This window comes from uncultured Pseudoteredinibacter sp., from assembly GCF_947500695.1.
Taxonomy (GTDB): Bacteria; Pseudomonadota; Gammaproteobacteria; order Pseudomonadales; family Cellvibrionaceae; genus Pseudoteredinibacter.
This window is the reverse complement of record NZ_CANMSS010000001.1, coordinates 364,353-379,829: the sequence shown is the minus strand read 5'-3', so window position 1 is coordinate 379,829 and position 15,477 is coordinate 364,353. Positions and strand designations below refer to the sequence as shown.

Annotated in this window: 12 protein-coding genes; 5 read left to right on the top strand and 7 right to left on the bottom strand. The window is 47.5% G+C overall.

The annotated features are described in order from the left end of the window. Position 1: 1 nt before the first annotated feature. Both Q1A08_RS01380 and Q1A08_RS01375 read left to right on the top strand, forming a co-directional pair. A complete protein-coding gene (locus Q1A08_RS01380; RefSeq protein ID WP_299768620.1) occupies positions 2–3,541 on the top strand; it encodes a UvrD-helicase domain-containing protein in 3,540 nt (1,179 codons plus the stop codon). A gap of 130 nt (positions 3,542–3,671) precedes the next feature. Beyond that, positions 3,672–4,754: a 3-deoxy-7-phosphoheptulonate synthase gene (locus tag Q1A08_RS01375; protein ID WP_299768617.1), complete on the top strand. Its 1,083-nt coding sequence runs from the start codon at positions 3,672–3,674 to the stop codon at positions 4,752–4,754. Positions 4,755–4,813: 59 nt separating this feature from the next. On the opposite strand, the gene Q1A08_RS01370 is transcribed toward Q1A08_RS01375, so the two are convergent. The 7 genes from Q1A08_RS01370 to Q1A08_RS01340 all read right to left on the bottom strand — a co-directional run bounded on the left by Q1A08_RS01370 (position 4,814) and on the right by Q1A08_RS01340 (position 12,672). Continuing rightward, positions 4,814–4,972 (bottom strand): hypothetical protein, encoded by a 159-nt coding sequence (locus Q1A08_RS01370; RefSeq protein WP_299768615.1) that lies wholly within the window; start codon positions 4,970–4,972, stop codon positions 4,814–4,816. An 84-nt stretch (positions 4,973–5,056) separates the two neighbouring features. Further along, entirely contained in the window at positions 5,057–6,481 is a 1,425-nt protein-coding gene (gene cysG / locus Q1A08_RS01365; protein WP_299768612.1) for a siroheme synthase CysG, read from the bottom strand. 14 nt (positions 6,482–6,495) lie between these two features. After that, positions 6,496–7,776 carry a serine--tRNA ligase gene (gene serS, locus Q1A08_RS01360; protein ID WP_299768610.1) on the bottom strand — a complete coding sequence of 427 codons (1,281 nt, stop codon included), beginning with the start codon at positions 7,774–7,776 and terminating at the stop codon, positions 6,496–6,498. 92 nt (positions 7,777–7,868) lie between these two features. Then, positions 7,869–8,249, bottom strand: coding sequence for a fluoride efflux transporter CrcB (gene crcB, locus Q1A08_RS01355; protein ID WP_299768607.1), 381 nt, complete (start codon positions 8,247–8,249; stop codon positions 7,869–7,871). Between the two features lie 69 nt (positions 8,250–8,318). After that, positions 8,319–9,662 carry a replication-associated recombination protein A gene (locus Q1A08_RS01350; protein WP_299768605.1) on the bottom strand — a complete coding sequence of 448 codons (1,344 nt, stop codon included), beginning with the start codon at positions 9,660–9,662 and terminating at the stop codon, positions 8,319–8,321. Continuing rightward, positions 9,652–10,287, bottom strand: coding sequence for an outer membrane lipoprotein chaperone LolA (gene lolA, locus Q1A08_RS01345; RefSeq protein ID WP_299768602.1), 636 nt, complete (start codon positions 10,285–10,287; stop codon positions 9,652–9,654). Before lolA ends, Q1A08_RS01350 begins: the two co-directional genes overlap by 11 nt. A gap of 81 nt (positions 10,288–10,368) precedes the next feature. Continuing rightward, the gene (locus Q1A08_RS01340; RefSeq protein ID WP_299769897.1) at positions 10,369–12,672 is read right to left on the bottom strand and encodes a DNA translocase FtsK; all 2,304 of its coding nucleotides are present in this window, start codon (positions 12,670–12,672) and stop codon (positions 10,369–10,371) included. A gap of 289 nt (positions 12,673–12,961) precedes the next feature. On the opposite strand from Q1A08_RS01340, the gene trxB reads away from it, so the two are divergent. The 3 genes from trxB (at position 12,962) to Q1A08_RS01325 (ending at position 15,433) form a co-directional block, all read left to right on the top strand. Further along, positions 12,962–13,909, top strand: coding sequence for a thioredoxin-disulfide reductase (gene trxB / locus Q1A08_RS01335; RefSeq protein WP_299768600.1), 948 nt, complete (start codon positions 12,962–12,964; stop codon positions 13,907–13,909). 7 nt (positions 13,910–13,916) lie between these two features. Beyond that, positions 13,917–14,624 carry a leucyl/phenylalanyl-tRNA--protein transferase gene (gene aat / locus Q1A08_RS01330; RefSeq protein WP_299768597.1) on the top strand — a complete coding sequence of 236 codons (708 nt, stop codon included), beginning with the start codon at positions 13,917–13,919 and terminating at the stop codon, positions 14,622–14,624. Between the two features lie 98 nt (positions 14,625–14,722). After that, positions 14,723–15,433 (top strand): arginyltransferase, encoded by a 711-nt coding sequence (locus tag Q1A08_RS01325; protein ID WP_299768594.1) that lies wholly within the window; start codon positions 14,723–14,725, stop codon positions 15,431–15,433. The last annotated feature ends 44 nt before the right edge of the window (positions 15,434–15,477 follow it).

Sequence of the window (15,477 nt, the reverse complement as noted above, 5' to 3'; positions counted from 1 at the left end):
CATGCAAGTGAAAGATCATGCTGCCCGCGAGCAGGCCATCAAAGCTACCGGCAGTTTTGCTGTTGCAGCCCCGGCTGGCTCGGGCAAAACAGGGCTTTTGACACAAAGAGTGTTAAACCTACTGGCAAATTGCGAGCACCCAGAAGAAGTGCTTAGCATCACCTTTACCCGAAAAGCAGCGGCCGAAATGCAACATCGCATTCACCAAGCTCTTTTAAGCGCCCACAATGCGAAAACCTCACCCGAAAACCCGCACGATGCTTTAACATGGAAACTCGCTCAAAAGGTGTTACAACAGGACCGAGAAAAATCTTGGCAACTTTTATTAAACCCCAAAAGAATTCGCGTACAAACAATCGATGGTTTTTGTCGCAGCCTAGCGCGACAACTGCCTTTAGGTTCAGGTTTGGGCGCTCTACCTGAAACCCTAGATAATCCGAGCTTGGCCTATCAACAGGCCATTCAAAATGTGTTTTCCCGAATAGAACAAGATGATGCGCTGCACTACCATTGGCGACAGGCGTTAAAACATCTAGACAATCAGCTGCCACAGCTGCAAGAACTAATGATGAACCTATTGGCGAAACGCGACCAATGGTTACACAGCCTATACCCCCTCTTTATCAACGCCCAGTCTATGCATCTTACTAAGGGCGAGCAAAAGCAAACACAAGAACTAGGCTTTAATCAGATAGCGCTTCGAAATTGGATTGAAGAACAACTTAGCGGCATCGCTACAGCTTTTTCCTATGAAGCCAGTGAGCTTTGCACGCTGGCCGATTACGCAGCGACAAACCTCGCCCTTGAAGGCAAAACAGATTTAGATTATTTGCGGGGGATTGCTGCCCTACCCCAAACAAACGCTGAAGAGATTCTTGCTTGGCGGCAAATCAGTCACTTGCTACTCAGCCAAACAGGCTGGCGAAAACAGCTTAATAAAAATATCGGTTTTATCAGCCCCAAGGATAAAGACGCCAAACAAGCAGCCGATGCAAAAAAGCAAGCATTTAAGGCGCTAATTGCGAGACTGAGCGAAATCGAAGGGCTGCAAGACAAACTGCAGTTCCTTAAGATTCTGCCGCCACTGCGTTCCTGCGATAGCCTAGAGCCATTAATGATGAGCCTTAGCTATTTGATGGTCTTAATCGCTGCAGAGCTTAAGCTGGTGTTCCGTAGACTGGGCGCCAGTGACTTTATCGAAGTCTCCCAAGCCGCATTGCAAGCCCTAGGTAACGATGATCAACCCACCGATATCGCTTTGCAACTGGATTACCAAGTTCGACATATTTTGGTTGATGAATTCCAAGATACCGCGCAACCACAGCTACAATTATTAGAGAAATTAACCGCTGAGTGGCAAACCGATGACGGTCGAACACTGTTTATCGTGGGCGACGGCATGCAATCTTGTTATGGCTTTCGTGATGCCAATGTCGGTATATTCCTGCAAGCGCGACAACAAGGAATCGGCGCCGCTCCTTTAAAAGCTCTGGACCTAACCGTTAACTTTCGCTCCCAAAGTGGCGTTGTCGAATGGGTAAATCGCGTATTCAAGCAAGCCTTTCCTAGTCAAGATGATATCGGCCGAGGCGCGGTGCGTTATTCCGACAGTGTTGCCTTCAAACCTCAGCTGGACGGTGATGCTTGTCAAACCCACATCGTGGTTTATTCGGAGCAACATGAGGTCGCTCAGGCAAGGGAGCAACAAGCTGAGTTAATTGCCGAATCGGTAGCTAAGCTTCGTCAAGATAGCCCTGAGGATAGCATTGCTATTTTGGTACGTAACAGGCCGCACTTAAAAGCTGTGCTGCAAGCCCTAGAGAAACGCTCCTTAAAATGGCAAGCGACTGATATTGATCCTCTATCTATCCGAATGGCTATCAGTGATCTAATTAGCTTCACCCGCTGCATGCTATATCCTAGTGATAGATTAGCTTGGCTCAGCGTACTTCGAAGCCCCTTAATTGGGCTTAACCTAGAAGAACTTTGGTGCCTCAGTAATCCACTGGATGCCGAGCTGGAAGCAAAGAACGAGCAAGGCCTACACGATGGATTTAAACGCCCAATAATCTTGAGCACCTTGCAAGATCCTTCTTTTTTATCATCCTTAAGCCCTGACAGTAAACACAGGCTGCAATGGTTTTTAAAGCACTATCTCGCTGCACAAAAAAACCGTGGACGCAAACCACTGCGACAATGGATAGAAGGCTTCTGGCTAAGTGCGGGAGGCCCGGCGAGCTTGTTGGAAGCCAGTGACTTAGAAAACTCCGAGAGCTATTTCGAACTGCTAGAAAAAGAAGCTTGGAACATTAGTAACTGGCAAGATTTTGAACATAAAGTAAATCGCTTATACGCCAAAGCGGCCTCAGCGGGTGACCCTAAAATTCAGGTGATGACGATTCACAAATCCAAAGGCCTTGAATTTGATCATGTCTTTATCCCTGAACTCGAACGCCGCCCACGCAGCGATGAAAGCGCACTCTTTCTATGGCAGCAGCGTATCAACACACAGGGTCAAAGCGATTTATTAATGGCGCCCTTAGCGAGCCGTGAGTTCAAATCGATACAAGACGATCAAGCAGTCGATCAAAATGGCCTGTATGAGCTTTTAAAAGAAGAAGAAAAGCTAAAAAATGATTACGAAGCGACCCGCCTACTCTATGTTGCCTGCACCCGCGCCATCAAGAAATTGCATTTGTATGCTTGCTTAAACGTAGATAAAAAAGCGCTTGAAAAGGACAGCGCTGAGGAATATGAACAGATCCCATTGAAGCCACCTTCAAGCAGCTCACTTCTGGGTAAAATCTGGCCCGCGATAAAAGATGAAGTTCGAACTTATCATGTAAGTGCAAGTAATGCTGGATCAGCAGAAGCACTAGATCGACACCCCAGCGAGGATTTTGGCTTACAGCTAGAAACTCATTGGGTATGCCCAAGCTTTCCTGAAAACCATTTACTCAGGGCTTATCGCGGAAAGGAGTTCGGCGAAGAAGAAAACATGCCCGATAGCTACAATGTCGAGCAACTGTTTTATCGTCACCTAGGGACAGTACTGCACCGCTGCTTACAACAGATTGGAGAAACTGGTATTGAGCAATGGGGGCCCGATAAACGTTCCGCAATGCGACCATTTTGGAGCGTTCAGCTACAACAACTTGGCCTCTGGCCAAGCGCCTGTGAGCAAGCATGCCAACTTATCGACAAAGCCCTTGAGCTAAGTCTTGCCGATAAGCAAGGTCGCTGGTTGCTTGATAATCAGCACCAAGACAGCCATTTTGAATGGCGCTTATGGGATAGCAAGGGGCAGCGTGAGTACATTATCGACCGTTGTTTTGTTTACCAAGGCGAACGCTGGCTGGTGGATTACAAGAGCAGCCTACCTAGCCCCGGCCAAGATAGCGAAGTTTTCTACCAAGAAGAAGCTGCAACCTATCAAGACCAACTACAGCAATATCAACGACTGCTGAAGCAGCTGGGCGATGAGCCAATTAAGAGCGCTCTTTACTTTCCGCTGATGCAAAAGCTGCTAATAATCGATTAGAATCTTTATTCGATAAAATCCCAAGATGAAATTGTCTAATAAAGCAGCAACATTTCTTATCTTGGGGGCAGCCCTAGAGCTAAGAATTGAGTAGAATAGCAAGCATAACAAGTCTGATTTAGAGATAACCATGAGCAATACCCATAGCAAAGAAATCGAAAACTTAAACATTAACTCCCAGGAGGTATTAATTTCACCTCAGGAGATTAAGGAAAAATTACCGGTAACTGGTGCAGCCCTGAGTGCCGTACAAGCTGGCCGTCAAGCAGTATGCGACATTTTGGATCGCAAGGACCACCGACTAATGGTAGTGATTGGCCCCTGCTCTATTCATGATGTTGATGCAGCAAAAGACTATGCCCGTCGCCTGAAGGTTTTAGCAGAAGAGCTTTCCGACACCCTTTATATCGTAATGCGTGTCTACTTTGAAAAGCCACGTACGACCGTTGGCTGGAAAGGTCTAATTAATGACCCCTATCTAGATGACTCCTTCAAGATTCAAGAAGGCCTACAAATTGGTCGTCAATTGTTGATTGATGTTTCTGAAATGGGCCTAGCGACCTCAACGGAAGCACTAGATCCTATTTCACCGCAATATATGCAGGACCTTATCGCCTGGTCCGCTATTGGTGCTCGAACTACCGAATCTCAAACTCACCGCGAAATGGCCTCCGGTCTTTCTTCAGCGGTAGGTTTTAAAAATGGTACTGACGGCGGCCTTACCGTCGCGATTAACGCTCTACAGTCGGTATCAAGTCCGCACCGCTTCTTGGGTATTAATGAAGATGGCCAAGTCGCGATTACTCACACCAAAGGTAATCCATACGGTCATGTCGTGCTACGCGGTGGTAACGGCAAGCCTAACTATGATTCGGTCAGTGTTGCTATGTGCGAGCAAGAGCTAGCCAAGCACGGTGTTAGCCCCAATATTATGGTGGATTGCAGCCATGCAAACTCCAATAAAAATCATGAGTTACAGCCGCTAGTTATGGACAATGTCGCCAATCAAATTCTTGAGGGTAACAAGTCCATTATTGGTATCATGGTGGAGTCTAATATTGGTCCTGGCAATCAAAAAGTCCCTGAGAATTTAGACGATCTGCAGTATGGTGTTTCGATCACCGACGCTTGTATCGACTGGGAAACAACTGAATCCAGCTTGCGCTCTATGCGTGACAAGATCAAAGACGCCTTGCAGCAGCGACAGGTTTAATCCAGAGTTTAGCGAAATGCCAAGATTAGAGTCCGATATTAGAAGTAATGTCGGGCTTTTTAATCATCGATACCCTCCGACCAGACTCTTACTTGGAGCAGTGCTTTTCCGCTCCAACGCTGCATCCATGCAGCCACCCGTTCCATCCAGGAGCCTAGTCGCTCCAAATCACTACTCCAAGCAAGAGTCTTACCTAAGCGATTATAGTATCGAGTCATGTTAAAAACAGACTAAAACAAAGACAGAGAAGTGAACGGGTTTCTCTGCAGCCTTTTTACAGATCCTAATATAAAACTTCCAAATCAAACTTCTATAAAAGACTCTTTCCCCGAAAACCAATTGAGCTTCTCATGCAAAGATACAACTCCACCAATAATCAACAAAGTCGGCGCTCTAAACTGCTCGCGCTTCGAAGCCTCAGGTAATTTAGTAAGGTCCGAAATCATCACCCGCTGCTCCTCGCAGGTTCCCCTCTCAACCAGAGCCGCAGGCGTTTTAGGATCTCGACCAGCTTCGATTAAAGCCTCACAAATCCTAGGCAGGCCTACCAAACTCATATAGAACACCAAGGTTTGATCCGCTGCAGCCAGTTCTGCCCAGCGTATATTTTCTTGATTGTTTTTTAGGTGCCCGGTAATAAAGCGAACCGACTGAGCATAGTCACGATGGGTTAAAGGAATACCTGCATAGCTGGCGCAGCCCGATGCCGCCGTAATGCCCGGTACCACCTCAAAACTCACGCCCATTTCGGCCAAGGTTTCCAGCTCTTCACCGCCGCGCCCAAAAATAAAAGGATCACCACCTTTTAAACGCAAAACCCGTTTTCCTTCCAAGGCAAGTTTTGCCAACAGCTGATTGATATCTTCTTGGGGTACAGAGTGATCATCACGTCGTTTACCGACATAAATCCTTTCAGCATCACGGCGCAGCAACTCCATTACGGCGGGTGACACTAGGCGATCATAAAGCACAACATCAGCTTGCTGCATTAATCGCAAAGCTTTTAAGGTTAATAATTCTGGATCACCAGGGCCCGCACCGACAAGATAGACTTCACCCTTGGAAGCATAATCACCCGTGATATTTTCCAAGGCATCATCAACTAACCGTCGCGTCGCATCAAAATCATTCTTTACCGCCGCTTGTTGCGCAGGCCCTTCCACTAACCATTGCCAGAATCGTAAACGCTGGGTTTCATCGCTTATTTTGCTCTTTATCTTATCGCGGTAGCCACCCAAAAGATCCGCAAATCGGCCCAGATTTGCTGGCAGTGACTGTTCAAGCTGGCGCCTGATTTGGCGCCCTAGCACTGGCGCTTTTGCTGCAGTAGATATCGCTATGGTGACTGGCGATCGATCCACGATAGCAGGTGTAGTTATACTGCAGAGTTCCGGCTGATCGACCACATTTAATGGAACATTCAGCTGCTGACACAGTTTTGCGATGTCTTCATGCAATACTGGACTGTCTGTTGCCGCAATAACGAATACGCTACTGACCAGTAGATGCTGATCACTCTCACTGTTAAAGAGGCGCTCATGGTGAGTAACCTGAGACGAATGCTCATTGACTAGCTCACAAGTTTCGCGGTGTAAATCTGGTGAGACTAAATCAATTACAACGGGCGTTTTTAACAGCAGGCGTAATTTACGGGCAGCGACTGCGCCGCCGCCGATTAATAAACATCGACGGCCACGCATATCGTGATAGAGAGGAAAGTAATCCATTTTAGCACCAGCCTTTAAGAGGCTGAAATTCGCTCCAGGCCACCGCAATAATTGCGTAAGGCTTCAGGCACGGTAATGGTGCCATCTTCGTTTTGATAGTTTTCCATAATGGCCAACAAGGTGCGGCCAATCGCCAAGCCTGAACCGTTTAGCGTATGTAATAACTGAGGCTTACCGTCAGCATTGCGGAAACGAGCCTTCATGCGGCGAGCCTGAAAATCGTTAAACAAGCTGCAAGATGAAATCTCACGGTATTTCTCTTGGCTAGGAACCCAGACTTCCAAGTCATAAGTTTTCGCCGCCGAAAAGCCGATGTCACCGCCGCATAGAATCACCTTACGATAAGGCAGGCCAAGCTTTTGCAAGATCGCTTCAGCATGGCCCGTTAACTCTTCAAGAGCCTGCTCTGACTGTTCTGGTGTTGTGAACTGTACTAGCTCTACCTTTTCAAACTGGTGTTGACGAATCATGCCGCGAGTATCGCGCCCATGGCTGCCCGCTTCACTTCGAAAACATGGAGTGTGACAAGTGAGGCGAATCGGCAATTGCGCGGCATCGGATACAATTTCATCGCGATAAACATTCGTTACTGGTACTTCAGCAGTCGGAATCAGATAAAATTCGCGCTCATCGCGTAATTTAAATAGATCTTCTTCAAACTTAGGCAGCTGACCGGTTCCGTATAGAGATTCTTTGTTAACAATAAACGGTACTTGAATTTCTTCATAGCCATGTTCGTTAATGTGCACATCCAGCATGAATTGAATCAATGCACGGTGCAAACGCGCTACACCGCCACGTAACACAGCGAAACGTGAACCAGTAAGCTTGCTGGCGGTTTCAAAATCTAGGCCACCCAGCTCTGAGCCTAGGTCAACATGATCCTTTACCTCAAAGTCAAAGGCGCGTGGCTCACCCCAGCGAGAAACTTCGACATTATCATCTTCGTCATTACCTTCGGGCACACTGTCATGAGGGATATTAGGCACACCGCTTAATAGCTCATCAGTCTTAGCCTGAACTTGATGAAGTTGCTGCTCAGCTTCGTGCAATGAGCCCTTAAGATCTTCAACTTCTTTTAATAAAGGCGCTATATCTTGGCCCTGTGCTTTAGCCTTACCAATATTTTTGGATTTGCTATTTCGCTCTTGCTGCAAGGACTCAGTTTTAACCTGAATCTCTTTACGCTCTTCTTCTAGGGCTTGGATGGTTGCCACATCCAACTGGTAACCACGTTTCGTTAATGCCTCTGCCACCTGCTCGGCTTGTGTACGAACGACTTTCGGGTCCAACATAATATCAACCTTCTTACGATCACTACTGCGATCAAACTTACTTTTAAATCCATATTATTTAACAATACCAGAAATATTGTTAAACAACGTTTCTAAACTACTTTCATAGCTAGCTGTGCACCCACAAAGACACACAGCAAGCTTCCCAATACATTCAATAGAACATAGCTTACCGCTAAACTATGATCTTGATTTTGCCAGAGACTTAAAGCCTCTAAGGAAAATGTAGAAAAAGTGGTAAACGCGCCTAAAAAGCCCGCCATCAACACATTGCGCCACTGGGGGTTAAACCACTGCTCTTCTACGATCAGCACATACAAAAAACCCATTAATGCTGAGCCTAAAAGATTTACAAAAATCGTCGCCAAGGGTAAACGACCGGCCACTGGTATCAACCAATAATTGGCGATAGCATAGCGACATAAAGCGCCTAAACTTCCGCCTGCTGCTACCGCTACCCACTGACTGATCATATTCCTAAAAGCACTCTATTTATCATTTAAGCTAGCGAGCATTCTCTTACAGCTGCTTTCACGGCTGTTTTAGTCTTGCTGCTCGGCCCAATAAGCTTCATCTCGCTCGCGTAGGCGCTGGAGCTTTTGGGCAATTTTAATCTCTAAACCCCGATTTACCGGCTCATAGTATCGACTAGCGGCCATTTCCTCAGGTAAATACCGCTCCCCGGCCGCATAGCCATCTTCTTCGTTATGGGCATAACGGTATTCGGCACCGTAGTCCATATCCTTCATCATGCTGGTTGGCGCATTGCGCAAATGCATCGGGACGTCATAACTGGGTGAGCTGGCCACATCGGCGCGGGCGCGCTTGTAGGCATTATACACGGCATTACTTTTTGGTGCTGCGGCTAAATACACAATGGCTTGAGCGATAGCCAGCTCCCCTTCTGGGCTTCCCAAGCGCTCTTGCACCTCCCAAGCATCTAAGGCTAATCGCAAACCCCTTGGATCGGCATTACCGATATCTTCGGAGGCCATACGCACTACACGGCGAGCGATATACAGAGGGTCACAACCACCATCAAGCATTCTAGCGAACCAATACAGTGAACCGTCAACACTGGAACCACGCACCGACTTGTGTAAAGCAGAGATCTGCTCATAAAACAGATCACCCCCCTTATCAAAACGGCGAGTCTCATTGAGCAACACCTGTTCCAGCACCGATTGATCAATAATCAACCCAGCTTCCGATTCCAAAGCAATATCACTGGCGATCTCTAAAAGGTTTAAGGCGCGGCGTACATCGCCATCAGCAGCTTGCGCCAATGTCATCAGCTGCTCTTCAGCGATGGAGATGTTGAGTTTTGCTAAGCCTCTTTCCTCATCATTCATTGCGCGACTGAGCGCATGGAAGATTTCTTCAGGGGCAAGGCTTTTTAGAACATATACCCGACTTCTCGATAGTAAGGCGTTGTTCAACTCAAAAGACGGGTTCTCAGTGGTAGCCCCAATAAAGATGACAGTACCATCCTCTACAAAGGGCAAAAAAGCATCTTGCTGAGCCTTGTTGAAGCGGTGCACTTCGTCAACAAAAAGAATAGTTTTACGGCCGGAACTAACCGCTACTTGCCTGGCCTTTTCTATGGCGTTGCGAATATCTTTGACGCCCGCTAAAACCGCCGACAAGGTTTCAAAGTGTGCATCATTCAGCTCGGCCAGCATTTTGGCCAAAGTAGTCTTACCGACACCAGGCGGCCCCCACAAGACCATGGAGTGGAGATTGTTGCGCTCTATAGCTTCTCTAATGGGTTTTCCAGGCGCCAGCAAATGGCCCTGACCCACATAATCATCCAAGCACAGCGGGCGCATTCGCGCCGCCAAAGGCCCATAAGCCTCTTGATCACGAGAGAATAGATCATCCTTCATCGATAATATCGGTACCTTGTGGCGCCTCGAATTCAAATACTGTGGAGTCTATAGCTTGATTAACATCGAGTTCTAAGAGTCGAATTTCAGTCTTCTGACCAAGACTGTCTAACACGCTTATTTCTACCGACACTTCAGCTACAAACTTAATATCCATACTCACAAAGTTGCTAGATACAGATTTAGGCAGCAATCGAAAAGTATCCTCGCTTTTACTGACCTGATAAGCCTCAGCAATGGATAAATCCGGGCTACTCAGTATGAATAGCGGAGTTTGTTTTTCCGAATCCGTCAAACGACGGCGATTCAGCTGCTCCAAATCAGGGTCATATAGTAGCAAGGAGTCTTTATCGCCAATAAGCAGCTGGGCGAAGGGCTCTGTGGTTTCCCAGCGGTATTGCCCGTTTTTACTTAGAGCAAAATCCCCGGCGCTTTCCTGTAACAATTCTCCATCATCAGCCATCAAGGTTTGCTGAAATTTACCCTTCAAACTGCTAATGGCTCGCAAGCGATCAGCGAGTTCATCGGCGGGGTTAGTATTCGACAAACTTTCTCCAGCGGCGGCCGCATTCAAAAAGAAAAGGCTGAATAAAAAAGCAAGAGTTACGGCTAATTGTTTGTTCATTGTTATCTTCCAAGCGCGCTGATATGTCGCTCTATTGTCAGTAACTTTGGTTAACGAGACATGAATCATAAATTCATGTCCTTAGTGCTTTGGTGGAGGCGGAGCCAATACCTCGCGACTACCATTGTGCCCTGCCGCACTGATAACACCCGCGGCCTCCATGGTTTCGATCAGTCGCGCTGCACGGTTGTAGCCAATGCGTAACTTACGCTGCACAGAGGAGATAGAAGCTTTGCGCGACTCAGTGACAAAAGCTACTGCTTCATCATATAAGGCATCAGCCTCATCTGCCCCGCCCTCTTCGCCTTCTGTGGCTAAACCAGGAACCGGAATTTCATTCGTGCTTTCATCGACCACTCCGTCGATATAAGCGGGCTCACCACGGCGTCTCCAATCCGATACGATTTTATGGACCTCGTGATCATCGACAAATGCCCCATGCACACGGGTAGGAACGCTGGTGCCCGGCGGCAAGTACAACATATCACCATGTCCTAAAAGCTGCTCTGCACCGCCTTGATCCAGAATGGTACGTGAATCAATCTTCGAAGAAACCTGGAAGGCCATACGAGAAGGAACGTTAGCTTTAATTAAGCCGGTAATAACATCAACAGAAGGTCGCTGGGTCGCCAACACCAAATGAATACCAGCAGCACGCGCTTTTTGTGCAATACGCGCAATCAATTGCTCAACTTTTTTACCCACGATCATCATCATGTCAGCAAATTCATCGATCACAATCACAATTGCCGGCAAAGGCTCAAGCGTTGGCGCTGGAGCCTGTTCGTGGCCAGCTTCAAAATTCTCTTCGGGTACCCACAGCGGATCCGGCATCGGCTCACCCGCTTTGATTGCCTCTTCAACTTTGCGATTAAAGCCCGCCAGGTTTCTAACACCAACGGCAGCCATTAGTTTATAACGACGCTCCATTTCACCAACACTCCAACGCAAACCATTAGAGGCATCGTTCATGTCGGTAATAACGGGAGTCAACAAATGCGGAATGCCTTCATAAATTGAAAGCTCTAACATCTTAGGATCGACCAAGATTAAGCGAACTTCTTTGGGAGTTGATTTGTAAAGCAAGCTCAAAAGCATTACGTTTACACCCACCGACTTACCGGAACCGGTTGTACCAGCCACCAATAGGTGAGGCATCTTAGCGATATCGGCCACCACGGCTTGGCCTGAAATATCATGACCAAGTGCAACCGTTAAAGGTGAACGGGAATCTTCATAGGCAGGCGCTTCTAGCACTTCGCGCAAACGAACCATTTCTCGGTGCTCATTGGGTATTTCGATACCCACTACAGATTTACCTGGAATAACTTCGACTACTCGCACACTTATAACCGCCAAAGAACGAGCCAAGTCTTTGGCCAAATTAGTAATACGGCTGGCTTTTACACCCGGTGCAGGTTGTAACTCAAAGCGAGTAACTACCGGCCCGGGTAACACCGAAACCACTTCGGCAACAATATTAAAATCTTTCAGTTTAAGCTCAAGCAAGCGTGATAAGGCTTCTAAGTTTTCTTTTGAATAGCCCTTATCACTTGGTGGGTCGGCTGGATCCAGTAAATTGAAAGGTGGCAGCTCACCACTTACAGGGGCATCGAACAATGGAACCTGTCTTTCTTGTTCTACACGCTTGCTGACAGGCTTAGCTTTTTTAACGGGCTCACTAATAATGGGAGGAACCCTCTCCGCTTCCACTTTAATGCTTTCAGCCACCGCTTGACGCCTTTTTTCGACAACCTCTTCAACTTGTTGTTGCTGGATTCGATTTTCCTGCCAATGCTGAAATTTTTCTTGAGCCCTACGGTAGGCATTTATGGTTAAACGCCCAGTTTCGTCCATAACCCCTAGCCACGAAATATCGGCATAAATGGTCATACCAAAAAGAAAAATCGCCACCATTAGCAAAGTCGCACCAACAAAGCCAAAGGCCGCTAAAGATGAACCAGAAACTGAGGCACCTAATATCCCGCCATTTGAAAATGGCAAAGCTGAAAGTTCCGATGCAAAGTTTAGAGCAGCGATGCCGGTACCTCCGGCCATTACCAAAGCTAAGCCCACACTACGCAGTGATAACAATACCCAATCAAAATTACGCTGCTTGTCCTTAAGAATTTTCCAAATGCGGTATAAGAGCAACATTGGAAAGACGTAAGCAATATAACCAAACAAGGTAAAAAACACATCCGCTAACCAGGCGCCGGTTGGCCCTCCGGTATTGCTAATGTCATCGCCAAGCCCGGTGCGGGACCAGCCTGGATCGGCTGGACTATAAGAAAACAGGGACAGTAACAAGAAGGCACAAAGCAGTATCAGCCCAATTAAAGCGCCTTCTCTTAACAGCCTAAATAAACGCTGCTGAGCATCTATAGCATCATTGCTGGAATTTTGATCACTACGCTGTGCGGCTTTTGTCAAAACAGTCTTCCAATAGTTAAATCCAAAGCAGGATTGTATATTTGAACAGTAGTTTATGGAAGCCACCCGGCTTTAAGCGAGTGGAACTTGATACGCCGCACGACGCCATATTAGATAGCGCCATACTATCCTTATGATTTGCGATTTCTATTTGGCCTTCCTTCCCTTAAGCCGCTATGATTAGCGCTTTTTACTCAGCGCCAATTTGGCCTGATCACCCGTTTCAGATTTAGGATGCAGCATGAGCGATATTCAACACCATAAATTGATCATTTTAGGTTCGGGTCCTGCCGGCTATACGGCCGCTATTTATGCAGCCCGCGCCAATCTAAACCCAGTTGTGATCACTGGCATGCAGCAAGGTGGCCAATTAACAACCACCACCGAAGTGGAAAACTGGCCAGGTGGTATTGCTGAGTTGCAAGGCCCGGATTTAATGGTGCAAATGCAACAACACGCCGAGCGTTTTGATACCGAAATTATCTTTGACCATATTCATGAGACCCAGCTCGATCAGCACCCATTCATTTTGAAAGGCACCAATACCTACAGTTGTGACGCATTAATCATTTCAACTGGCGCATCGGCTCAGTACCTAGGCCTAGATTCCGAGCAAACCTTTATGGGGCGTGGCGTGAGCGCTTGCGCAACCTGTGACGGATTCTTTTACCGCGATCAGAAAGTGGCGGTTGTAGGTGGAGGTAATACCGCTGTTGAAGAGGCACTATACCTTTCTAATATTGCCAAGGAAGTTGTCCTGATTCACCGTCGCGACAGCTTGCGCAGCGAAAAGATCTTGCAAGACCGCCTATTGGAAAAAGCTAAAAACGGTAACGTTACCTTAATGTGGAACCACACCCTAGAAGAAGTACTGGGTGATGATAGTGGCGTGACCGGCCTTAGACTCAAGAGCACTACAGACGAGCAAGAGCAGGATATTGATGTCGCTGGCGTATTCATTGCCATCGGCCACAAGCCAAACACCAACATTTTTGAAGGCCAGCTAGACATGGCAGGTGGCTACATCAAGGTGCAAAGTGGCTTGACGGGTAATGCCACCCAAACCTCTATTCCTGGCGTATTCGCTGCCGGTGATGTGGCAGACCACATTTATCGTCAAGCAGTAACCTCGGCCGGTTCTGGCTGTATGGCTGCGCTAGACGCCGAACGCTATTTGGACGAGCAATAATCCAACAGTGATCGAGCTTCCTTGGCTGCTGCCCGGCAGCAGCCAGTTCCCCCCTACCAGCCAAGCACTTGAAGACCCCAACGGCTTATTAGCCGCTGGCGGCGAACTGGACCCAGACACTCTATTAGCGGCTTACCGGCAAGGTATCTTCCCATGGTTCGGCGATAGCCAGCCTATTCTATGGTGGTCCCCCTCACCAAGAGCCGTCATCATTCCTGGCGAAGAACATATTTCGCGAAGCTTACGTAAGCATATTCGCCGAAGCGGACAGGAAATACGTTTTAATACCGCTTTTAGCGAAGTTATGGAGCATTGCGCTGCTCCAAGGGCCGAAGACGAAGGCACTTGGATTACCGAAGAGATGCTGGATGCCTATCTACAGCTGCATGAGCTGGGCCACGCACACAGTGTTGAGACCTGGCACGAAGGCAGCCTAGTTGGCGGTCTGTATGGATTGCGTATTGGCTCAGTGTTTTTTGGTGAATCGATGTTTAGCCGGCAAAGCAATGCCTCTAAATTTGCTTTTGCCAGTCTATGCCAGATATCAAAGGCCATGGGTATCGCGCTAATTGATTGCCAAGTCAGCAACTCACACTTGGAAAGCTTAGGTAGCGTGGAGCTCGAACGTAGCGACTTTGAAGCCCGCTTGGCAAAGCTAGTTAATCGACCGACAAACTCAAACTTCCCCAAGGGCCTCCACTTGTCTGAATTTTGACACTTTTGCCAAACAGAGTGACGAACTGTCAGTTTCTTGGTTGGGTTGACCGCAGCACTGTGGTTAAATGAGGACAAGTTTGAGGTTAACAAAGCTTTATGTCAGAGATTCGCTTATACGCCACACCACCGCATCAATGCAGTTATTTGCAGGATAAAACCGCGACTACTGTTTTTGTAGACCCTGATGCAACCTTAGATGTGGACTCTTATCAACGCCTATCAGAATTTGGCTTTCGACGTAGTGGTAATCACTTCTACCGCCCCAACTGTGACGATTGCCAGGCCTGTGTGTCTGTGCGCGTACCCGTACACCAGTTTACCCCTAATCGAGGCCAGAAACGTTGCCTAAAGCGCAATAGTGACTTAAGCATGAAAGTGATTAATCGTCTAAGCCTTGAGCGTCACTACCCGCTTTATCAGCGTTATATAGAGCAGCGCCACAGGGGTGGTGATATGTACCCTCCATCACGCTCACAATTTGTTAGCTTTCTGGCCAGCGGGCACCCTAGTACTCGCTTTTACGAATTCAGCGATTCAAGCGGCAAGGTTATCGCGGTAGCAGTTAGTGACGAGCTGGATGATCATATTTCTGCGGTATACACTTTTTTCGATCCAGAGCTAGAACAACGCAGCCTTGGTCGATTCTGCATTCTTAGCCAAATAGAGCGCTGCAAAGAGTTGGGCCTGCGCTACTTATACCTAGGCTACTGGGTAGAGGATTGTAGAAAAATGAACTACAAAACCGATTACCAGCCCCTAGAATTACTCGACGAAGATGGCTGGCAAGCGCTAAATCTTGACGAATAGCCCCTTAAACTCAATAAGCTCTTGGATAATCCCGCGTTTTAGTG